Source organism: Bradyrhizobium monzae (assembly GCF_021458635.1).
In the GTDB taxonomy this organism is placed as follows: Bacteria; Pseudomonadota; Alphaproteobacteria; order Rhizobiales; family Xanthobacteraceae; genus Bradyrhizobium.
In genome coordinates this window covers 336,730-357,942 of the sequence record NZ_JAIRDQ010000001.1, presented here as the reverse complement: position 1 = coordinate 357,942, position 21,213 = coordinate 336,730, and the positions used below count along the sequence as shown (strand labels likewise).

General features: G+C 63.9%; 19 protein-coding genes. 9 read left to right on the top strand and 10 right to left on the bottom strand.

What is annotated here, in order from left to right:
* Positions 1-193: 193 nt before the first annotated feature.
* Positions 194-2,224 (top strand): DEAD/DEAH box helicase, encoded by a 2,031-nt coding sequence (locus K3F49_RS01875; RefSeq protein WP_234679063.1) that lies wholly within the window; start codon positions 194-196, stop codon positions 2,222-2,224.
* A 74-nt stretch (positions 2,225-2,298) separates the two neighbouring features.
* On the opposite strand, the gene K3F49_RS01870 is transcribed toward K3F49_RS01875, so the two are convergent.
* The gene (locus K3F49_RS01870; protein WP_234679062.1) at positions 2,299-2,616 is read right to left on the bottom strand and encodes a hypothetical protein; all 318 of its coding nucleotides are present in this window, start codon (positions 2,614-2,616) and stop codon (positions 2,299-2,301) included.
* 136 nt (positions 2,617-2,752) lie between these two features.
* The gene (locus K3F49_RS01865) at positions 2,753-3,256 is read right to left on the bottom strand and encodes a GNAT family N-acetyltransferase (protein ID WP_234679061.1); all 504 of its coding nucleotides are present in this window, start codon (positions 3,254-3,256) and stop codon (positions 2,753-2,755) included.
* A 143-nt stretch (positions 3,257-3,399) separates the two neighbouring features.
* Between K3F49_RS01865 and K3F49_RS01860 the strand changes: the two genes are divergently transcribed.
* Positions 3,400-3,789, top strand: coding sequence for a COG4315 family predicted lipoprotein (locus tag K3F49_RS01860; RefSeq protein WP_234679060.1), 390 nt, complete (start codon positions 3,400-3,402; stop codon positions 3,787-3,789).
* A 60-nt stretch (positions 3,790-3,849) separates the two neighbouring features.
* On the opposite strand, the gene K3F49_RS01855 is transcribed toward K3F49_RS01860, so the two are convergent.
* Positions 3,850-4,278, bottom strand: coding sequence for a cupin domain-containing protein (locus K3F49_RS01855; protein ID WP_234679059.1), 429 nt, complete (start codon positions 4,276-4,278; stop codon positions 3,850-3,852).
* A 64-nt stretch (positions 4,279-4,342) separates the two neighbouring features.
* A complete protein-coding gene (locus tag K3F49_RS01850; protein ID WP_234679058.1) occupies positions 4,343-4,897 on the bottom strand; it encodes a PAS domain-containing protein in 555 nt (184 codons plus the stop codon).
* A gap of 452 nt (positions 4,898-5,349) precedes the next feature.
* Between K3F49_RS01850 and K3F49_RS01845 the strand changes: the two genes are divergently transcribed.
* Entirely contained in the window at positions 5,350-6,159 is an 810-nt protein-coding gene (locus K3F49_RS01845) for a rhomboid family intramembrane serine protease (protein WP_234679057.1), read from the top strand.
* A gap of 187 nt (positions 6,160-6,346) precedes the next feature.
* Positions 6,347-6,775, top strand: coding sequence for a CBS domain-containing protein (locus K3F49_RS01840; protein ID WP_234679056.1), 429 nt, complete (start codon positions 6,347-6,349; stop codon positions 6,773-6,775).
* A 19-nt stretch (positions 6,776-6,794) separates the two neighbouring features.
* Here the strand turns inward: K3F49_RS01840 and K3F49_RS01835 are convergent, their stop codons facing one another.
* A complete protein-coding gene (locus K3F49_RS01835) occupies positions 6,795-7,823 on the bottom strand; it encodes a patatin-like phospholipase family protein (RefSeq protein ID WP_234679055.1) in 1,029 nt (342 codons plus the stop codon).
* Between the two features lie 242 nt (positions 7,824-8,065).
* Here K3F49_RS01835 and K3F49_RS01830 point away from each other — a divergent pair, with 242 nt between their 5' ends.
* The 3 genes from K3F49_RS01830 (at position 8,066) to K3F49_RS01820 (ending at position 13,313) form a co-directional block, all read left to right on the top strand.
* Positions 8,066-9,139 carry a hypothetical protein gene (locus K3F49_RS01830; protein WP_234679054.1) on the top strand — a complete coding sequence of 358 codons (1,074 nt, stop codon included), beginning with the start codon at positions 8,066-8,068 and terminating at the stop codon, positions 9,137-9,139.
* Between the two features lie 393 nt (positions 9,140-9,532).
* Positions 9,533-9,781: a hypothetical protein gene (locus tag K3F49_RS01825; protein WP_234679053.1), complete on the top strand. Its 249-nt coding sequence runs from the start codon at positions 9,533-9,535 to the stop codon at positions 9,779-9,781.
* 1,069 nt (positions 9,782-10,850) lie between these two features.
* Entirely contained in the window at positions 10,851-13,313 is a 2,463-nt protein-coding gene (locus K3F49_RS01820; RefSeq protein ID WP_234679052.1) for a putative bifunctional diguanylate cyclase/phosphodiesterase, read from the top strand.
* Here the strand turns inward: K3F49_RS01820 and K3F49_RS01815 are convergent.
* The 3 genes from K3F49_RS01815 to thrS form a co-directional block, all read right to left on the bottom strand.
* Positions 13,299-14,567 carry a serine hydrolase domain-containing protein gene (locus K3F49_RS01815; protein ID WP_234679051.1) on the bottom strand — a complete coding sequence of 423 codons (1,269 nt, stop codon included), beginning with the start codon at positions 14,565-14,567 and terminating at the stop codon, positions 13,299-13,301. The genes K3F49_RS01820 and K3F49_RS01815 overlap by 15 nt on opposite strands.
* 63 nt (positions 14,568-14,630) lie before the next feature.
* Entirely contained in the window at positions 14,631-15,194 is a 564-nt protein-coding gene (locus K3F49_RS01810) for a nitroreductase family protein (protein WP_234679050.1), read from the bottom strand.
* A gap of 93 nt (positions 15,195-15,287) precedes the next feature.
* Positions 15,288-17,375 (bottom strand): threonine--tRNA ligase, encoded by a 2,088-nt coding sequence (thrS, locus tag K3F49_RS01805; RefSeq protein ID WP_234679049.1) that lies wholly within the window; start codon positions 17,373-17,375, stop codon positions 15,288-15,290.
* Between the two features lie 186 nt (positions 17,376-17,561).
* On the opposite strand from thrS, the gene K3F49_RS01800 reads away from it, so the two are divergent.
* Together K3F49_RS01800 and K3F49_RS01795 are read left to right on the top strand one after the other, a co-directional pair.
* Complete coding sequence (locus tag K3F49_RS01800) at positions 17,562-18,734, top strand: MFS transporter (RefSeq protein WP_234679048.1); 1,173 nt, start codon at positions 17,562-17,564, stop codon at positions 18,732-18,734.
* 90 nt (positions 18,735-18,824) lie between these two features.
* Entirely contained in the window at positions 18,825-19,229 is a 405-nt protein-coding gene (locus K3F49_RS01795) for a hypothetical protein (protein ID WP_234679047.1), read from the top strand.
* Here K3F49_RS01795 and K3F49_RS01790 read toward each other — a convergent pair.
* Positions 19,186-19,587, bottom strand: coding sequence for a GrlR family regulatory protein (locus tag K3F49_RS01790; protein WP_234679046.1), 402 nt, complete (start codon positions 19,585-19,587; stop codon positions 19,186-19,188). The genes K3F49_RS01795 and K3F49_RS01790 overlap by 44 nt on opposite strands.
* A 185-nt stretch (positions 19,588-19,772) precedes the next feature.
* A complete protein-coding gene (locus tag K3F49_RS01785; protein WP_234679045.1) occupies positions 19,773-21,071 on the bottom strand; it encodes an alpha/beta hydrolase in 1,299 nt (432 codons plus the stop codon).
* Positions 21,072-21,213: the final 142 nt, after the last annotated feature.

Here is a 21,213-nt window from a genome sequence, read left to right as displayed (position 1 = left end):
GCGGGGCCGAGCATCCCGGGCTTGTTCACCCTGTCGCCAATGCCATGCATCAAAGCCATGGTGATTTGGCCGCTTCTGGCGTAAAGAGCCTCCAAATCAAAATCATGATGGGTGTGACCGGGCCTTCTGCAGTGACTGCGGGCCCCTCGGCTTTCCGTTCCGCGCCCCCGGACCAACCAAGGTTTTCCATTCCGTGTCCTTTCCGGCCCTGACCCCGCCGCTCGCCCGTGCCTTGGCTGAGCGCAATTACGATTCACCGACCCCCGTTCAGCTCGCCGTGCTCGGCGAGGATGCGATCGACCGCGACCTTCTGGTGTCGGCCCAGACCGGCTCGGGCAAGACCGTCGCTTACGGTTTGGCCATGGCCAAGGATTTGCTTGATGGTGCCGAGCAGTTCGAGCAGGCCGCAGCGCCTCTGGCTTTGATCGTCGCGCCGACCCGCGAGCTCGCCTTGCAGGTCCAGCGCGAACTGACATGGCTCTATGCGCAAGCGCGTGCGCGCGTCGTCTCTTGCGTCGGCGGCATGGACCCGCGCCGCGAGCAGCGCGAGCTGGCCGCGGGCGCCCATATCGTCGTCGGCACGCCCGGCCGTCTGTGCGATCATTTGCGGCGCAACCGTCTCGACATCTCGGAATTGAAGGTCGTTGTGCTCGACGAGGCCGACGAAATGCTCAATCTCGGCTTTCGTGAGGACATGGAGTTCATCCTCAAGACCACCCCGGACACGCGCCGCACCTTGTTGTTCTCGGCGACGTTTCCGCGCGGCATCGTGGCCTTGGCGAAGCAGTATCAGCAGCAGGCGTTCCGGATCGAGGTCGCGGGCGATGAGGGCGGTCACGCCGATATCGAGTACCGCGCCATCCGGGTCGCTGCCGGCGATGTCGAGCACGCGGTCGTCAACGTGTTGCGCTTCTACGAGTCGCCGAGCGCACTGGTGTTTTGCAACACGCGCGATGCCGTCAGGCATTTGCAGGCAGCACTGCTGGAGCGCGGTTTCTCCGTCGTCGCACTCTCCGGCGAATTGACGCAGAACGAGCGCACCCTGGCGCTCCAGTCGCTCCGGGACGGGCGCGCCCGCATTTGCGTCGCGACCGACGTTGCCGCCCGCGGCATCGACCTGCCGAGCCTCGACCTCGTCATTCACGCGGATCTGCCCAATGATGCGGAGGTCATGCAACATCGCTCAGGCCGCACCGGACGTGCAGGACGAAAGGGCGTCAGCGTTCTGCTGGTGCCGCCGATACGACGGCGGCGTGCAGAGGTCTTGTTGAATCTGTCCGGCATCGAGGCGAACTGGGGCACGGCGCCGCAGGCGGATGAGATTCGCAAGCTCGATCATGAGCGCATGAAGGACGTGTTGTTCACCGAGGAGACGTCCGCCGACGATCTCGAGCTGGCGAAGGCATTGCTGGCCGAGCGGTCGGCCGAGGACATCGCCGCAGCGCTGGCACGGCTCTATCGCGCACGGCTGCCGTCGCCGGAAGACATTCTCGATCCCGGCGAGCGAAGCAGCCGGCCGCGTGACGATCGTCACCGCGATGATCGGGCGCCGCGTGGCGATCGCACGCCGCGCGGCGATGACCGCTCCGAGAGGCCTCGACCCAAATCGGGGAAATCGTCGCCGAAGCATGGCATGGGCGAGCCCACCGTATGGTTTCGAGCCAACATCGGACGAAGAAAGAATGCGGAAGCGCGCTGGCTGTTGCCGATGATTTGCCGTCGTGGCGGCATCGACAAGGGCGACATCGGCGCCATCAAGATCATGGACACCACGACCGAGTTCGAAATTTCCGAGCGGGTTGCGGAATCCTTCGCTGCCAAGATCAAGCGTCCGGACAAGGAAGACAGCATCCGCCTCGAGCCGATGACGGGTGCGCCGCAAGCGCAGGAGCCAGCCGAGAAGCGCTCACGCGGTCCGCAGCGCGATGAAGGTGGCGACGATCATGCTGCCCGCCGCAGCGACGATCCCTGGAACGCGAACGGGCCGAAGCAGCACGACAGGCCGCGGGGAAAGCCCGACGCCAAGCACCATGGCAAGCCGCACGCCAAACCTTACGACAAGACTCACGTCAAGCCTCATGACGGCGGCAAATTCGGCAAGCCGGCATTTGGGAAGAAAGACAAGACATTCGGAAGCAAATCGGGCGACGCCAAACATGCGCCGTCGGTCACCGAATGGCCGGGCGCCTCCGGAAAAAAGGGCAAGAAGAAGCACCGCGGTTGAGCGGCCGCCCGTCAGCGCAGACAGCAATGATGTCGCCGGATTTCACCGGCGACATCATCTGAAGGGTCGTAAGCTCAGCGGCCACCGCCGCCACCTCCTCCACCTCCACCACCTCCACCACCACCGCCGCCTCCACCACCTCCGCCGGCATCACGCATGGCCGAGCTGTAGCGCGGGTCGATCTGCTTCATGTAGGTCGGTGACGTATCGCGGTTGATGCGAACGATGGGACGCGGTGCAGGCGGGTCCTGCAGGTTGAGGACGCCACAGCCGCCGAAGACGGCGACGTCGCAGCCATAGGTACGGTATTGCAGCGCGTTGGCGCTGGTTGCGGTGAACGTGGTCGTTGCAGCGAATGCAATCAAAACCGCTCGGCGCAATGTGAGTTTCATGCGGATTCTCCAGCCTCGGTTCGGCGAGACCGGAACGGCTCGCACAGTCCTTCGACGGGGGCTGATCGAAACCGGTTCGACGCACACACACGCGCCCGGCGTCACGCCCGCGTGAGGCGCGCCGCGCGGGGAGGGGCTATTTGCCGAGCTCGCGCAGCATGTAGGTCGCGCTCGCGCCGTAGGACAAAAGCTTGTCGCGCAGCGCCGCGTCGGGGGCGATGCCTTGGAAGCCGAGACGCTCCCATAGCGGTCGCGTGCCGTAGACCGAGACCAGCGCAAGCGTTGCGATGCCTGATGATCGTGCGAGCTCCTCGATCTCCGCGACATAAGCGCGCGTCGTGCCGCCGCGGAAGTCGGGCAGCACGGCGACGTCGTGCACATAGAGACAGTCGGCCGCGTCGGGCAATCGGTCAAGGAAACGGTCGAGCGGAGGGATGCGCTGCTGCATCCAGGGATGGGCGAGGCCATAGCCCGCGATCTCATCGCCGGCGGCGAGCACGCGGCAGCCGTCCGGATAAAGCCGCATCTTCTCGGAAAGCACCTCGGGGCGCTCGGGGAGATCAGGATGAATTTGCGCCGCGATCGCGCTGATCGCTTCGATGTCTTCGGCGTGTGCGCGGCGCCAATGCGGCTTGCTCATCTCGACTGTTCCGTATCGACCACGGTAATTTATTCCGCCGCGCTGATGTGCGCAGCCAAAAATATCTTTACCGCCGTTTCAGGAATACCGCGCGCATTGCGGCGTCCTACCTCGTGCAAGCCAATTGCATGACAGGAGACACCATGACGACATCCTCGATCCGCCTCGCGCTCACGCTCGCGGCAACGCTCGCGCTTACCTCGGCTGCCTTCGCAGCGCCGCCGACCAAGACCGGCAAGACCGACAAGGGCAGCGTGCTCACCGACGCCAAGGGCATGTCGCTCTACACCTTCGACAAGGACATGGACGGCAAGTCGGCCTGCAACGGCCCGTGTGCGACAAACTGGCCGGCGCTGAAGGCCGAGGCCAGCGATGCCGCCGGCGACGGCTACACCATCATCACCCGCGACGACGGCTCCAAGCAGTGGGCGCACAAGGGCAAGCCGCTCTACACTTTCGCCAAGGACACCAAGCCCGGCGACGTCACCGGCGACGGCTTCCTGAACGGCGCCTGGCATCTGGCGATGCCGTAAGCGATCTCCGAGATGCGCGGGACGGGTTGTACCACGCAGCCTGTCCTGACATCGTGCCCTTTACGCAGGCGGAGCCGGTACCAGACCGTAGCGCAGCATCGTCTCTTTCATCCTCGCGGGATCGGGTGGCGTGCCGGTCGTCACGAGCGCGGCCATCTCCGTAAAATATTGCGGTCCCAGCACCCCGGGGCTCAGGATGCACAGGCAGGTCGCCGGCTCCGTCGAACGGTTGGTAAAGCCGTGCACGACGCCGCGCTTGATGAAGACGGATTCTCTGGGGCCAAGATCGGTCTGCGCGCCGTCGATCGTCCAGGTCGAGACGCCGGACAGCCCGTAGATCGTTTCGTCCCAGCGGTCGTGATAGTGCGGGATCGGCATCCGCGCATTCGGCTGTAGCGTCATTTCGAAGATGTCGACGTTGCCATCGGTGTCGTCCTTGCTGTGCAGGAAGCGGAGCTGAAGCGAGCCGAAATTGATGATGTCGGACATGGTTGTGTCATCCAGGTGAGAGGCGGCATCGAGGTCGCAGCGGTCGCATACAACGACACGAAAACTACCGCAGCCCTTCATACACCATCAGACCGCGTGCGATCTGCAGCTTGCGGATCGCGCGCGGCAACAATTTCTCCGGCTGGTGCAGATAGCGCCAGGAGGTGACGGTGAACGGGCCGAGCGCGCCGCATTCGTCGTCGAACGGCGCGAGCACGCCAGTCACGCTGACCGGCGTGTGCGGGCGAGCGTTGAAGGGCAGCAGCAGCAGCTCGAGATGAGCCTTGCTGCCGTCCTCGCGCGTGGCCGTGATACCGGCAATGGCGCCGAGCGTCTCGTCGGCGACGATGGTCGCTATCTCCGCGATCTCGCTACGGCAACCTTCCGTAAACAGCGCGGCAAAGCTCTGGTCCTTGAGATCGAGGCCAGCGAGGGCACAGACGCGGGTGCCGGCGACGCGGAAGGGAAAGCCGAGCTTCGGCTCGCAGGACAGGACGAAGATGTCGCCGAGCAGCTCGCGCACGGCGGCCGGGTCTATATCGGCCCTGTCAGGTGCCCGCGCACTGCCGCGCTTCTTGTCCCAATACGCGAAGAACGCGCGGCTCGACGGATGTTTCATGACTGAACGCTTACCCCTCGGCGCAACCTCATGGGACAACCCTGTCCCGCTTCAGTGCACCTGAGATCCCTGTGTTGTTGTGCAGGAGGGGAATTGCAGCGTCCATGCCGGGGGCGCGTTTTTGGCCTCGCGCGCGCTGCCTTTGCGTCGTTAACGTTAAATTAACTATGCGCTTTCGCACCGCGTCGCGGCTGCTAGGGTGGTCGAGGTCGCAAGCCTCGCCGCTCTCTTCCAGGTTCTCGGCGAGGCCTGTACACGGGCGTCAAACAGTTTGGTCACTGGTCGCGGGGAGGGGTGGGGATACACCTTTTTCTTCCGTCATGCCGGGAAGGCCGACACGGACAGGCAGGGCTTTCCAGGGCCCTGCCTTTTCCTTTTGTGCACTTGCGCAAGGCCGGTAAAGGCGACTATCTCCAAGCTGCTGCTTCGATCGCGCCTGAAAGCGAACCGCCTTGGATTCCCCGCCACAACCACCGTCAGACCAGCCGGCCGTCGTCGAAGAGGCCCCGCGCGAGCCGATCCTCACGCTGCCGTTGCCGCTGACGGCCTATGTCGTCCTGCTGGCGGCGATCCATCTGCGGGTGCTGCTGCCGCCGGAGCTGGAGAACTGGACCATCGACGTCTTCGGCTTCATCCCGAAGCGCTACGATTCCTCGCTCGTCAATTTGCAATTCGAGGGTGGCGCCGGTGCCAAGGTCTGGACCTTCGTCACCTATTCGCTGCTGCATGCCAATCTCACCCATCTCGCCTTCAACGTGCTGTGGCTGCTGCCGTTCGGCAGCGCGCTGGCGCGGCGCTTTGGCGCGGTGCGCTTCTTCGTGTTCCTGGCGGTGACGGCCGCCGCCGGTGCGCTCGCCCATCTCGTCACCCACGAGCACGCGGTGGTGCCGATGATCGGCGCCTCGGCCTCGGTGTCGGGCGCGATGGCCGCTGCGATCCGGTTCGCCTTCGTGCGCGGCAGCTTCCTGTCGTTCAGCCGTTCGGACGCCGATACCGCCGCCAGAGTTCCGGCGCTGCCGCTGTTGCAGGCACTGCGCGACCGGCGCATCGTCGGCTTCCTGGCCGTGTGGTTCGCCCTCAACATCATCTTCGGCGTCGGTGCCATCGGCGTCGAAAGCGACAGCGCGGGTGTCGCTTGGGAAGCGCATATCGGCGGCTTCTTCGCAGGGCTGCTGCTGTTCGCGCTGTTCGACCCCGTGCCGCGCCCGCGAAACGATGATGCTGCGGATGCGTCATCACAGGACATTTCAAACGGTATTTGAAGCGGCGCTTGCGGCACGGCCCGAATTCATCCATCATTCGCGGGAAGAATGTTCCGAAGCAGCAAGCTCCTAGAAGCTGCGCTTCGCAAAGCGCCTGAAGGTGAACCGGCGCCGAAACTGTTAGTTGAAGACTCGCGAACAAGTCCGGACCGTGCAAAGCGGACGGGTCCGATTCACGGAGGCGACAATGACGGTACGTTCCATCCTCAATACCAAGGGCCACCAGATCATGAGCGTCGCGCCCGACGCCAAGCTGGCTGCCGCGGTCAAGCTGCTCGCCGAGAAGAAGATCGGCGCGGTGCTGGTCATGGACCAGAGCCGGCTCGAGGGCATCCTGTCCGAGCGCGACATCGTCCGCGTGCTCGGCGAGCGCGGTGCCGGTGTGCTGGAAGAGCCGGTGTCTCAGGTCATGACCCGCAAGGTCGTGACCTGCAGGGAGACCGACACCGTCGCCGAGCTCATGGAGATGATGACCACGGGCAAGTTCCGCCATCTCCCGGTGCTGGATAACAGCAAGGTGGTCGGGCTGATCTCGATCGGCGACATCGTCAAGCGCCGGGTCCAGGAATACGAGTCCGAGCAGGAAGCCCTGCGCGACTACATCAAGACGGCCTGAGCCGGCTTATTCGCCAGGCTTACTCTACCGCTTTCGGCGTGGCGCCTTCGGCCGTCGGCGCCAGCACGTCGATCGTTTCCTGGATCGACTCCAGCGCGCGCTCGGCGGCACGGGTGCCGTGCGCGATCAGGTCCTCGGCCCGATGGAAGTCGAACCAGCCGAACTGGCCGACCCGTGGCGTGATCAGGAGGTCCGGCGGATCGCCGGCGAGCCGCGCGCGGGTGATGCGGTCCTGCATGATGTTGAAGGCGTCGATCATCACCGAGGAGATGCCGGGACGTCCTGCGCTGCCGAAGAACTCGCGCTTGACGGTTTTCTCCGGCGAGAAGAAGCGCGGAAAGCGCCGCTTGGCCGGAGTCTCCGCAATGGCTTGGGCAGCCGGCGCGGGCCTCGCACCGTGCTGATAGATTGTCGTCGAATGGGTGAAGACGTCGGTGGACAGATTGACGGCGATGACGATTTCGGCCCCGAGCGCCCGCGCCGCCGAAACCGGCACCGGGTTCACCAGCGCACCGTCGACCAGCCAGCGATCGCCGATCATCACCGGCGAAAAGATGCCGGGCAGGGCATACGAGGCGCGCATCGCCTCGACGACACGGCCGTGCGTCAGCCAGATTTCGTGGCCGGTGCGGACCTCGGTCGCGACGCTTGCGAACTTGATCGGAAGGTCTTCGATCAGGGTCTGGCCCACCGCCTCCTCGAGCCGGATGGCGAGCTTCTCGCCGCCGATCAGGCCGGAGCCGTCGAGACGGATGTCGAGATAGCCGAGGATGTTGCGCATGCCTTGCAGGCTGCGGCCCCACTCTTCGAGCGTATCGAGACGACCGGCCGCATGAAGGCCGCCGACCACCGCGCCGATTGAGGTTCCGACCACGACATCGGGCACGATGCCGTTGGCCAGCAGCGTCCTCATGATACCGATATGGGCAAAGCCGCGCGCCGCGCCGCCGCCCAGCGCCAGGCCGATCACGGGCCGGCGGATGCTGCCGAGGCCGACTTTTTCTCCGTTCGCGCCCTTCACGCCGCGACCCTTCAAGATATCCAGCACCGAAACTCTCCTACTCCGGGCCGTCCTCACTCCAGAGTAGGCGCCGCGCTTCCGCTTCGCCAGAACGACGGCAAAGCTTGGTTTATAGCGTTCGGGACGCAGGGGGCAGGAGTATGGCGGGAGCCGGTTGCCTTTGATGTAATCACCCAAGCGTCAAACCGGTTCCATAGAACTGCCCGGACCGTATTTCTTGGGGTTTCAGAGGCTTGAATTTGCCGCGTTTTCGGTGAAAAGCAGAGGGCATGACTCTCGGGGGTGACGGCATCATCGGATGGCGGCGCGGCGGCAGGCTGCTGCCGGCGCTTGTCCTTGCCGCGTGCCTCATTGGCCTCGGCCAGAATGCCGCACAGGCCCAGCTTTTCTCGGATCGGCCGCCGCCGGTGCCCCCGGCTTCGGTGCCCGATCCCGGCGGCGCGGTCAGCCTGGCGCCGCCCTCCGGTCCGGGCGCGGGTCCGCCTCCGAGCTTGCCGCCGACCCTGACGCAGCCGAACACACCCAGCATGCCGCCCGCCGTGACGAACGTTCCGCCGGCAGCACCTCTCAACGCGGCCGCCCCCGGGCAGGCTGTGCTGTCGCTGACTGCGAAATACGGCAAGGACACGCCTGCGATCACCAGCGGCCTGGTGTGGCGGGTGTTTGCCGATCGTCCCGACGAGAACGGCACCTTCAAGCTGATCCGCGAGGATCGCAGCGCTACGCCCAACATCGTGCTGCCGCCGGGCAATTACGTCGTGCACGTCGCCTTCGGCCTCGTCAGTGCGGTGCGCACCGTCAGCCTGAAAGCCGAGACCGACCGCGAATCCTTCGTGCTGCCGGCCGGGGGCTTGCGCATCGAAGGCCGCGTCGGCACCAGCCGCATTCCGCTGAACCAGATCTCGTTTGCGATCTACAAGGGCAGCCAGTTCGAATCCGGCGAGCGCGCTTCGCTGGTGCCGAACGTCGCCGCCGGCGACGTCGTGCTGCTGCCGGAGGGCACCTACTACATCATCTCCAATTACGGCGACGCCAACTCCGTGGTGCGCTCGGACATCCGCGTTCAGGCCGGCAAGCTCACCGACGTCACCATCACCCACCGCGCCGCCGTGATCACGCTCAAGCTCGTCAGCGACAAGGGCGGCGAGGCGCTCGCCAACACCGCCTGGTCGGTGCTGACGCCCGGCGGCGACGTGATCAAGGAATCGATCGGCGCCTTCCCGCGCGTCGTGCTCTCCGAAGGCGAATACCGCGCCATCGCCAAGAACGAAGGCAAGGTCTACGAGCGCGGCTTCAACGTCGTGAACGGTGTCGACGGCGAAGTCGAAGTCGTCGCGCGCTAGTTTCGTGTGCCGGACGCGGTCCGGCATCATCAGCGCGTTCACGCGCGTTGCGCTGCGTCCGGGGCACGAGAGCGGAGCGCGCTTCTCATCCAGCGCACGCAAGAGCAATCAGGCGAATCTGCGCGGCGAGATCGCGACAGCGCGGAAAGTGACGCCGGTGTTGTGAATGTCCGGTGAGTGTTCGCTTACCGGACATTTCCGTCCTGTGTATCGCTGTAAGCGCTACCAAACTCCGCCGCCGAGGGATTCAAAAACACCGGCGGCATCGGCTTATTCCCGACGAGGTGCGACTTCGTCATAACCGGTGCAAGATACGTATTTCCGATATTCAATTTAATTCGCTTTCCATCCTGCTGGGTTATATGTCGGACATCCGTCCAATGGGGGAGGCCGGTGCAGCCTTGGTGCTGCGCGACCGGCAAGGAGCAGGGGACCAAGCGCGTCGGCATGTTCGAAGTGATCCTTACCAGGCGCAAACGGTTCGGTTGGCGGTGGCAGGTCTCTGACCAGTCCGGCAAGGTATTTGCCGATGGCTTCGAGCGCACGCGGCCGTCCGCCAAATATTATGGCGAGCGGGCGCTGTTCTTCCTGTTGTCGCAGGCCCATTTGCGCAATCGGTCCGCGGCCGCGAGCGAGGACTAGCGGCGCGCTTCGTAGCCCGGATTGCGCTTCGCACCATCCGGGCTACGAGACCTTGCGTTGCCCGACGGGCAAAACACGCTAGGGGTGGGGCAATCCACGCGGTCAAAAATATTCCACTTTACCGAAATTCGGAAACGGCGTATGTGTCGCGCAACCCGGCCCAAGGAAGAGGGGCGTATCGCGATCGTCACGAACGCGGGCCGGACGGCGGTGGACGTGGGTCACATCGGCGCGAAGGGTTTTGCAGGGCGGGCAACCGTGAGCGAAAACGTCGCGCGCACGACCGGTGTGATCTGCGTACGGCAAAATCGTGTGGTCCTGGCGCCCGGAGCCTGTGCGCCAAGTCTCGTGGTGATGCGTGTGGCCCGACCGGGCATGCGTAATCGGTCATCCGCAAGGCGACGGGGGCAATAGTGCATCGCTCCTCGGGGAGATCACGACATAAGCCGTCAAACCACTGCGCAGGGAAGGCCGGATGTTCAGGCTTCACCTGTATGCCGCTGTGCAGATTCTTGTAGCGCAACCATCGCACAGTGGACCGCGGGTGCCAGCCGGCACCCGGTCTTCCCTGCGCCCTCTTTCAATTGAGGGTGAGGCGATGAAGCAAAGCTCGGGCGAGATGCGCCGCGAGGATGCGAAGATGTGTCTGCTTGCTCCGTCATTGCGAGGAGCTCTTGCGACGAAGCAATCCAGAGTATCGCCGCGGAGAGATTCTGGATTGCTTCGCTGCGCGCAATGACGCTGTGGAAACAGCTGGCGCCGAAAACTCTGGTCTCATGCCCAGCGGCGTAGGATGGGTAGAGCACTTGCGAAACCCATCATGTTTTCGCGCGGAAGAACCGTTGACGGGTTTCGCTTCGCTCTACCCATCCTACAAGTCGCGCTCGCAATGACGGCGACAGCAACACATCGCTTTTTCAAACGACTGTCATAGTCTCTAACGCCGACTAACCAACGCGCGACTTAAAACTGTCATAATCGCTCAAGGGGAACCGCGCCTGCGTCCCTTTTACACGCCATTAAGCGGGCCGGCATTTGGATGCGCGGGGAAAGTGCGTTGGGGACTGCAATGAGTGCCGCGAAGAAGATGCCGGGCAAACCGGCCACCGAAATGTTTGACGATATCCCGGTGCTTCAGCGCAAATGGCGTGCCGCGTTGAAGCCGGGCGACCGGTTGCCGCGCTATGAGGACGTGATGCTCGGCAGCCTCGGACGGCTCGCCGACCATATCGCGTTGCTCAAGGGGGACGACGCGCTCGAACTCTCGCGCAGCGGACGCTACGTGCAGAAATGGCTTGGCGAGGAGCGTTGGGACATTCCGGTCGCCGAGCTGTCGCCGGATTGCGCCACCGCGCTGTCGGAAGCGGTGGCAAGCGCGCTCAAGAACGGACAGCCGCACCAGGCCAGCGCTCATTGCGTGCGCGACGGCATGGTCCGGACCTACGATGTGCTGGCATTGCCCACGGCCTCGCGCTGGGGCGCGACGCTGGTCGGCGCCTACGTCAACGAACGCGGCGCGCAATATAATCTGCTCGACGCAATCTTCGCGTCGACTGATGACGCGGTGGTGTCGCTGGCGACCCTGCGCGACGCCAGCGGTGCGCCGTTCGATCTGCAGGTCGTGCACCACAACAAGAGCGCCGGTCTGCTGCTGCAGATCGCAGGCGGAAGCCTGCTGTGGCGGCGGATCGGTGAGAGCAGCATGTTGCTGGCTTCACCCGAGATCATGAATTTTCTGCTCAAAGCCGTCTCCGGCGGCCGTGGCGAGCAGCTCGAGATCGAGCACGAGGGCCGTTACCTCCGGTTCAGCGCCACCGCCTTCGCCGACGTCGTCTCCCTGACGATCTCGGATGTCACCGCGCTGAAGCGCCGCGACGCCTCGTTCCGCCTGCTGTTCGACAACAACCCGATGCCGATGTGGGTGTTCGATGCCGACACCAAGCAGTTCCTCGGCGTCAACGACGCCGCGATCCAGCATTACGGCTACAGTCGCACGGCATTCCTGCGCATGACATTGCCCGAGATCTGGCCGCAGGACGAATGGGACAGCCATGCCGAGGCGCTCGAGCGCGTCGGCGACGCCTATCATTCCTCGCGCAACTGGCGGCATCTGCGTGCCGACGGCAGCGAGATCGAGGTGCTGACCTTCGGCCGCCGCGTCGTCTTCGACGAACGCGACGGCTATCTGGTCGCGGTGGTCGACATCACCGAGCGGCGCAAGGCCGAGGCACGGATCGCGCACATGGCCCATCATGACGGGCTCACCGATCTGCCGAACCGGGAATATTTCCAGGAGCGCTTGAAGCAGGCACTCGACCAGGCCATCGGCAAGCGCGTCGGTGTGCTCTATATCGACCTCGACCTGTTCAAGAACATCAACGACTCCTTCGGACATCCGGCGGGCGACCGCCTGCTCAAGGAGGTGGCCGAGCGTCTCACCACCGCGGTCCGCGGCGCCAATCTCGCAGCGCGTCTCGGAGGTGACGAGTTCGCCGTGATCCTGGCGGCCGACGTCTCGCCGAACGAGGCCAGCGCCTGCGCAGCCCTGCTGATCGACATGCTGAAAGCGCCCTACGACATCGACGGCCAGGAGATGGTGATCGGCGCCAGCATCGGCATTGCGCTGTCGCCGGGCGACGGCATGACCTCAGAAGAGTTGATGCGCAACGCCGACATGGCGCTGTACCGGGCGAAATCCGACGGCGGCTGCGTGCATCATTTCTTCGAGCGCGAGATGGACCTCCAGGCGCAGAAGCGACGCGATATGGAGCTCGATTTGCGCCGTGCGTTTGCCAATGGCGAGTTCGAGCTGCACTACCAGCCCCTGGTGTCGATCGCATCCGACCGCATCTCCGGCTTCGAGTCGCTGCTGCGCTGGCGTCATCCTGACAAGGGCATGATCTCGCCGGCGGAGTTCATTCCGGTGGCGGAGGACATCGGCCTGATTACCCTGCTCGGCGAATGGGTGCTGCGCGAGGCCTGCGCCGAAGCGGTGAAGTGGCCATCCGACGTCAAGGTCGCGGTCAATCTGTCGCCGGCGCAATTCCGCAGCCGCAACTTGGTTCAGGTGGTGATCTCGGCCTTAGCGCAATCCGGCCTGTCGCCGAAGCGGCTCGAGATCGAAATCACCGAGTCGATCTTTCTGGCCGAGACCGATGCCAATCTCGCGATCCTGCATCAGTTGCGCGAGCTCGGCGTCAGCATTTCGATGGATGATTTCGGCACCGGCTATTCCAGCCTCAGCTATCTCCGTAGCTTCCCGTTCGACAAGATCAAGATCGACCGCTCCTTCGTGGAGGATCTGGCACTGAGGCCCGATTGCGGCGCGATCGTGCGCGCGATCTCCGGGCTTGGGCGCAGCCTCAACATCACCACGACCGCGGAGGGTGTCGAGACCGAGGATCAGCTCGACTGGCTGCGCGCCGAAGGCTGCAACGAGGTGCAGGGTTTTCTGTTCAGCGCGGCGCGGCCCGCCGCCGACATCGCAAAGCTGCTGGCCGATTTCGGCCAGCGCGCCTCACGGGCGGCGTAACTCTTCGGGGTAGCAATCGTAGACCAGTGCCTTGAACGCCGGCGTGATGCGGCCACGCTCGTTCTGGGTCTGCTGCATCAGGACGTAGACCATGTCGAGCTTGGGATCGACGCCGAAATAGGTGCCGCTGCCACTGTCCCATTTCAACTCGCCGATCGAACCTGCCGGCGGCGGCTTTGCGTTGCCGGGATCGGTGCGTACTGCGAGGCCATAGCCATAACCGAAGCCGTCGCCAGGAAAATAGAAGTAGTCGCGTTCAACGCCGGAGCCCGGCCCGATCTGGTCGGTCGTCATCTCCTTGAAGGCGGCCGGGCTGAGATAGCGCTTGCCGTCGAACTCACCGCCGTTGAGCAGCATTTGCGCAAAGCGCTGATAGTCGGTGATTGTCGAGAGCAGGCCGCCGCCACCGGATTGCCATTCCGGATGGTCGAGACGCTCGCGCTCGGCATCGAGCAGGATCGGGTCGCTCGGCAGCGGCCGCGCCATGCGTTCGATCTCGTCCGGCGTCGACAGCACGAATTTGGTGCTGGTCATGCCGAGCGGATCGAAGATGCGCTGCTTCAGTGCATCGTACAGCGTTTGCTTGGTGATGATCTCGATGACACTGCCGAGCACGTCAGTGGAATGACCGTAGCGCCACAGTGTGCCCGGCTGTCGTGCCAGCGGCAGCCTGGCGATGCGGTCGGCGAATTCCCTGTTATTGAAGGGGCCCTCGAAGATGTGAGCCGACTTGTAGGCAAGTTCGACCCATTTGCCGCCGATATAGTCGTAGGTGATGCCCGATGTGTGCCGCATCAAATCCCGGATCGTTACCGGATGGACAGGCGGCACCATTTCGAGCGCCATCGAGCCGTCGGGCTTGGTGATCTCCATCCCCACTTTCGTGCCGGCGAAGAGGGGGATGTATTTCGCGACGGGATCGGTGAGCGCGAGCTTGCCCTCGTCGATCAGCATCATCGCAAGCACACTGGTGATCGGCTTGGTCATGGAATGGATGGCGAAGATCGTGTCCGGCGTCATAGACAGCCGGGTCCTGACGTCGCGCACGCCGAACAGCTTGAAATAGACCGGCTTGCCGTGCTGCTGGATCAGGATCGTGGCCCCGGGCAAGCGGCCGGTGGTCACCTCGCTTTCGAAGAACGAAGTGATGCGTCGCAGCCCGTCGGCGGAGGGGGCGGGGACGTCGCCGGCACGGCTTCGCGCCATCGTACCGGCCACCATCGCGGCCCCGACCAGAAATTCACGACGCTTCATCCGGGCTTCCTCCCTCGCCGGGAACAAAGCCGCAAGACATCAGAGGCGTCAACAAGACATCGATTAAAAGCGCGTCACGATTTCAGAAAGGACCGGTCGCGGACGATCCTCACTCGGTTTGGTGGGCTTGCCCACGTGAACGAGGCCAGCGAGCTTTTCGTCCGCCTTGAGGCCAAGCCCGTCCAGCACGTCGCGATCGAACGAGAACCAGCCGGTGAGCCAGCAGGCACCGTAGCCGAGCGCGGTCGCAGCCGTCACGATGTTCATGACGCTCGCGCCCGCCGACAATTCCTGCTCCCACGCCGGCACCTTGGGATGCGGCTTGGTGAAGCTGACGATGCCGATCACCAGCGGCGCATCGGTGAGACGCTTGCGCTCGGTCTCGATATCTGCCGCGGGGGCGCCGGGATTTTTGCGGGCAAAGACCTTGGCGATCACCTCGCCCGCGCGCTGGCGGGCATCGCCCTCGAAAATGATGAAGCGCCAGGGCGCGAGCTTGCCGTGATCGGGCACCCGGGCGCCGATGGTCAAAATGGTCTCGAGCTCGGCCGGCGAGGGGCCGGGTCCGGTCATCTCGCGCGGCTTGACCGAGCGGCGGGTCTTGAGGAGTTCAATGGCGTCGGTCACTGTCGTTACCTCTTCGGCTGGTCATCGGGCGTGCCATGCCCAGATAGGCATGCACGCCCGCAACCGAAAGCGAATTTAGATCGATTTCAGGGATCAGACCGCCTCACGCATCCGCCGGACGTCCGGCGGGGTCGCTTCGTCGACCAGGGCGGCGATTGCCTCCGCGGTCGTCATCACCTTCTGCCCATCGCTGCCAAGCCGGCGGACGGAGACCGAATGCGTTTCGGCCTCCTTTTTGCCGACCACGAGCAGTGCCGGAATCTTGGCCAGCGAATGCTCGCGGACCTTGTAGTTGATCTTTTCGTTGCGCAGGTCGATCTCGACCCGAAGCCCTGCGCGCCGCGCCTGCTCCAGCACCTGCTTGGCGTATTCGTCGCCTTCCGAGGTGATGGTCGTGACCACCGCCTGCACCGGCGAGAGCCAGAGCGGGAAGTTGCCGGCATAGTGCTCGATCAGGATGCCAATATAGCGCTCCATCGAGCCGCAGATCGCGCGGTGCACCATCACCGGCGGTTTCTTGCCGCCGTCATGGTCGATGTAGAATGCGCCGAACCGTTCCGGCAGGTTGAAGTCGACCTGCGTGGTGCCGCATTGCCAGTCGCGGCCGATGGCGTCGCGCAGCACGTACTCGAACTTCGGCCCGTAGAAGGCGCCTTCGCCCGGATTGATCTCGGTCTTGATGTGGTTGTTCTGCGCCTGGATCTCGCGCAGCACGGTCGCCATCACCCGCTCGGCGTGATCCCACATCGCATCGGTGCCGACGCGCTTATCCGGCCGGGTCGAGAGCTTGACCGTGAGGTCGCCCGTGAAGCCGAAATCGGCGTAGGTCGACAGAATCAGATCGTTGATCTTCAGGCACTCTTCGGCGAGCTGGTCCTCCGTGCAGAAGATGTGCGCGTCGTCCTGGGTGAAGCCGCGCACGCGCATCAGGCCGTGCATCGCGCCGGACGGCTCGTAGCGATGCACCACGCCGAACTCGGCGAGGCGCAGCGGCAGGTCGCGGTAGCTCTTCAGGCCATGCTTGAAGATCTGGACGTGGCCGGGGCAGTTCATCGGCTTCAGCGCAAACCAGCGCTTGTCCTCGGCTTCGTCGCCGGCCGACTGCGCCGCGAACATGTTTTCGCGGTACCAGCCCCAATGGCCCGAGGTCTCCCACAACGACTTGTCGAGAATCTGCGGCGCGTTGACCTCGTTATAGTCGCCGGTCAGGCGGCGGCGCATATAGGCGATCAGCTGCTGAAATATCGTCCAGCCCTTCGGATGCCAGAACACGACGCCCGGACCTTCTTCCTGGAAGTGGAAGAGGTCGAGCTCGCGGCCGAGCTTGCGATGGTCGCGCTTCTCGGCTTCCTCGATCTGCTTGAGGTAGGCGTCGAGGTCCTCCTGCTTGGCGAAGGCTGTGCCGTAGATGCGGGTCAGCATCGGGTTGTTGCTGTCGCCGCGCCAATAGGCGCCGGCCACTTTCATCAATTTGAAAGCGTTGCCGACCTTGCCGGTCGAGGTCATGTGCGGGCCGCGGCAGAGATCGAACCAGTCGCCCTGGTAGTAGATCTTGATCGGCTCGGTGCCGGGAATGGCATCGACCAGCTCGACCTTGAAGGCTTCGCCCTTGTCGCGGAACACCTGTTTTGTTTTCTCGCGGTCCCAGACTTCCTTCGTGAAGGGTTTGTCGCGCGCGATGATCTCGCGCATCTTCTTCTCGATCGCGGCAAAATCTTCCGGCGTGAACGGCTCGTTGCGGAAGAAGTCGTAGTAGAAACCGTTTTCGATCACCGGGCCGATCGTGACTTGCGTGCCGGGCCACAGCGATTGCACGGCTTCGGCAAGCACGTGCGCGCAGTCGTGTCGGATCAATTCGAGCGCGCGCGGATCGTCGCGGTTGACGAGCTCGATCTTCGCATCGGTTTCGATGGGATCGTTGAGGTCGGCGAGCTCGCCGTCGAGTGCCATTGCGACGGTGCGCTTGGCGAGCGAGGGCGATATGCCCTTGGCGATCTCGAGGCCCGTGATGCTCTTGTCATATTGGCGCTGGGCGCCGTCGGGGAACGTGAGGGTGACTTTGGCGGCTGGGGTCACTGGCTTCAAATTGCTGAGGGAATATTGGAAGCCGGATTCGGACTTCGCTTGATCGGACTTGGTCTGATCAGACTTGGCTTGATCAGATTTGGGCTGGTCGGACATTGCTTTTCTCCTGAGGCTCACTCCTGCGAACGAGCGCAGGTAAGCGGGAACGAGCGATATATCAGGCGATTCGGCCTGTGCAATCCGGCAATTCCAAGAAAGTGGCGCGCAAAAGCCGGGGCAGCGCGCCAACTATTTCGAGCGGCGCCCTTTAACCGGCGCTGCGTCTGTTCTACATGCATTTGCATGAAAAATCCCCCCGCCGGCCGTTTCACGCCAACCGCCCTGATGCTTGGCAATCTCGTCACCGGCTGCTCGGTATTGGCGCCGGCGGGGATGCTGCCAGAATTGTCGGCGGGGCTTGGGATCAGCATCCACGCGGCCGGGCTGCTCATCACCTTCGGCGCGATCATGCTGTGCATCGGCTCGCCGCTGACCGCGTGGCTCACCAGCCGCATCGAACGGCGGATTTTGCTCACGACCACACTCGCGGTGCTCGCCCTTGGCAATCTCGCCTCGGCCTTTGCGCCGGACTATGCAAGCCTCCTCGTCATCCGTCTGGTCATGCTCGCCATTGGTGCGCTCTACACGCCGCAGGCTGCCGGTACAGCGGCCCTGATCGTGCCGGCGGAGCGGCGTGGCAGCACGATTGCCTACATCTTCCTCGGTTGGTCGTTGGCTGCCGCCGTCGGCCTCCCGCTAATCACCTTCATCGCCAGCCGCTATGGCTGGCGCGCCGCCTATGGCGGGATCGGTGCGCTCGGCGGCGTCAGCTTCCTGTTGTTGCTGGTGCGCCTGCCGGTCGGCCTGAAGGGCACGCCGGTCGACCTCAAGACCTGGAGTGACGTGGGCCGCAACAGGGCGATCCTGCTGCTGCTCGCGATCACGATGTTGCAGATGTCCGGCCAGTTCACTGTGTTCACCTTCATGGGTCCGCTGCTTAAGAAGCTGACGGAGGCGAGCCCGGATGCGATCGGCACGGTATTCGCCATCTATGGGGTCTGCGGCTTCCTCGGCGTCGTGGTGGCGAGCCGTATCGTCGATACATGGGGGCCGTACCGGACCTCGTTGCTGTTCACGTGCCTGTTACTCGCGGGTATCAGCGGCTGGGAGCTAGGCGCCGGCAGCCTTGTACTGATGGCGATCGGCGTGGCGGTCTGGGGGTTGGGCTTTGCCTCGGCGAATTCGATGCAGCAGGTGCGGCTGGTCGCGGCGGCGCCGCCGCTTGCGCCTGCAACCGTCGCGCTCAATACGTCGGTCCTCTATATCGGCCAGGCCATCGGGTCTGCCGTCGGCGGGCTGCTGTTTGCGCGCGACCTTTTACACAGCGCAGGCTTCGTAGCGGCCGGCTTTGTCGTGCTGGCGCTGATGCTGGTGATCGTGAGCCGGCCGCGGGCGGCTGCTGTCGCCTCGGGTTGAAGCCGGTGTTTCCTATGCTCAAGGCGCTTGGCAAACTGCAGGGGAGAGCGCTAGAACGCGCGTCGTGGGGACCAAAGAGAGTTGACTGAGATGAGGATGATTCTGGCGGTTGCCGCGGTGCTCTATTCAGCCTCCGCGTTTGCGCAGACCGATACGCCACCGATGGTGGGGGACAAGCCGCTGGTGCAGGTGAAGCCCAAGGGGACCAAGGCCGGGACCAAAGAGGCCGGCACCAAAGAGGCTGCCGCCAAGCCGGCTGCAGCGTCAAAGGGCAAGCCGCAATCGATCGCAGCCCGGCTTCAGGCCTGCCTCGATACCGACGACGGCACCAAGGACCGGCTCAACTGCTACGATGCCATTATCCCGCCGACGCCCAAACCGAAGCCGGCGAAGGCCAAGGGCTATGCCGATTGCCGGTTCTTCAAGGAAGAGGACGAGCGGCTGGCCTGCTTCAACGGCTTTGCCGAGAGCATTCCGAAGCTGCCCAAAACCTGAGATCAAGAGCCGAGGTTCGAGGGCCGGGCGCCTGGTCGGCGATCCGGCTCAGCACCGCTCTGAAGGCAACGCCCGGCAGTTGCAGCGCGTTGCCCTCGAACTCGGCCGTGTCGCCGTTCTCGCGGCCGGCGAGTGTCAGCGTGATGCGGTCGATGCCGAACAGCGCCTTGAACGAAGGGTCGTCGTTGTGGCGCTCGGTCGAGATCTTGACCTTGATGCTGTCGCCTTCGCCCGTGTAGGTGCCAATGAAGGCGAAGGCTGAATTGCCGCCGCGCATCTTGCCATCCGTCACATAGACGACTCCGCAGCCGGTTCCATGAACGGTGTGGAAATCGACCTTGTACAGTCCCTGGTGCACTACCTGTCCCCGCAATATTCCAGGTGCACTGGTTCAAGTGCAGCTTGGCCGGCAAAATATGGTGGTAGCCTGCAGAAGCAATCCGGTTGCCGCCGGAGATTGTCTGCCATCAACATCACATTTTGATCATGGCCTGATGGAATTGCAGTCAGCGCGGCGAAATGCCGGCGCAGGCAAAATCCAGACTAACGGCTTGACGCTGAAGAACTGGTGGCTGCGACGCGCGTCAGCGCCAAGGCCGGCGTTGCCGACATTTTCACCAGCACGTCCTTGAGCGGGTATTGCGTCCACGCGCGGTTGACGTAATCGCGGTGGGTGATGCCGTCGCCGGTCTCGACGAATACGACACTGCCGGGACGCAAAGGTCCATCCATATCCTCGGAAACACCGATGCCCTTCTGTCGCAACATGCTCATCAACTCACGGTCCCGCCGTGCGGTGTAGTGAGTGTAGGAGCTGACGAAGAAGCCCGAGCGGTGGCTCTGGATCCAGGACGCGAACTTGTCCATTTCGCCGTAGACCGCATCGAGCAGCACGACGCCGCGGACGCGATCGCTGATGCCGCCGACCTCGAGACTCCAGGCGGTCGGCAGGAAGCCGCCGCTATAACCGACGATCACGATCGGCATGTTGGCAAACGCACGCGCGCTGTTGGGATCGCCGGTCAGCTGCGCGAGGTGGCTGGCTGACTCTTCCATGAAGCGCTTGAGGCCGCCGGGCTGCCAGAATTTTCCCGCGCTGGAATCGGCGGCATCGACCGCCATCTGCGGCGCGAGCAGTACGGCATTGGCACCGGAATCGGTGATCTGCTGCGGCACCAGCTGGCGGTCGCGCACGTCGCGCGCGAGCGTTGCGCCGTTGCCGTGGAAGAACACCACGATCACGCCCGGCTTGCGCACATCGAAATGCTCGGGGACGTGCATGAGCACGCGGCTGTCGTTGTAGGTCTCGTCCTGCCAGAACACGCGCCCCGAATAGCTGCGGTGGCCGCGGCGGTCGCCCTTGGAGATGTTGAGGAAGGGCGAATCGGACGCAGGGTTGTTGCCGAAATAAGGGAAGGCCGAGGATTTCATGCTGACGAGCGTCGTCAGGTCCTCACGCGCCGGACGCTGGTAGGGGACCTGCGGCGCGAGCGAGGCGATCTTGTACGGCGCCTGCTCCGGTTGTTGCTGCACGGCGCGCTTGGGCGAGAAGTCTGACATCTGCCGTTGCAGGAAACCCTCGCTGGCCGAGGGGAAGCGCTCCCTGAACTGCGGGGCCGGGAAGCGATCTTCGAACGTGTCGCCGCTTGCGACCTGTTGGACTTGCGGACTGGTCTTCGCAACGACCTGGACGTTAGCCTGCGAGTTCGCCGCCAGCGCCGCCGGATTGGGCGCGTTGCCGCATTGAACCAACGTCAGCGACAGCGGCACCAAGCCTGAGATCAGGGCGATCCGAAGCGCACGACAGCGCGCCTCGGACGACTTGGTCCGGTCAGCGCACATGTCTGCTTTCAATTTCGGAACGGCCCCGACCATCCACCCATGACCCCAAGTCACGACCCAAGTCACGTCCATCGGCGATCTTAAGACAATTGAGCCGACTGGCGTTTAGGTGACGTTAAGCGTCCGGAGAAACTTCCCCACA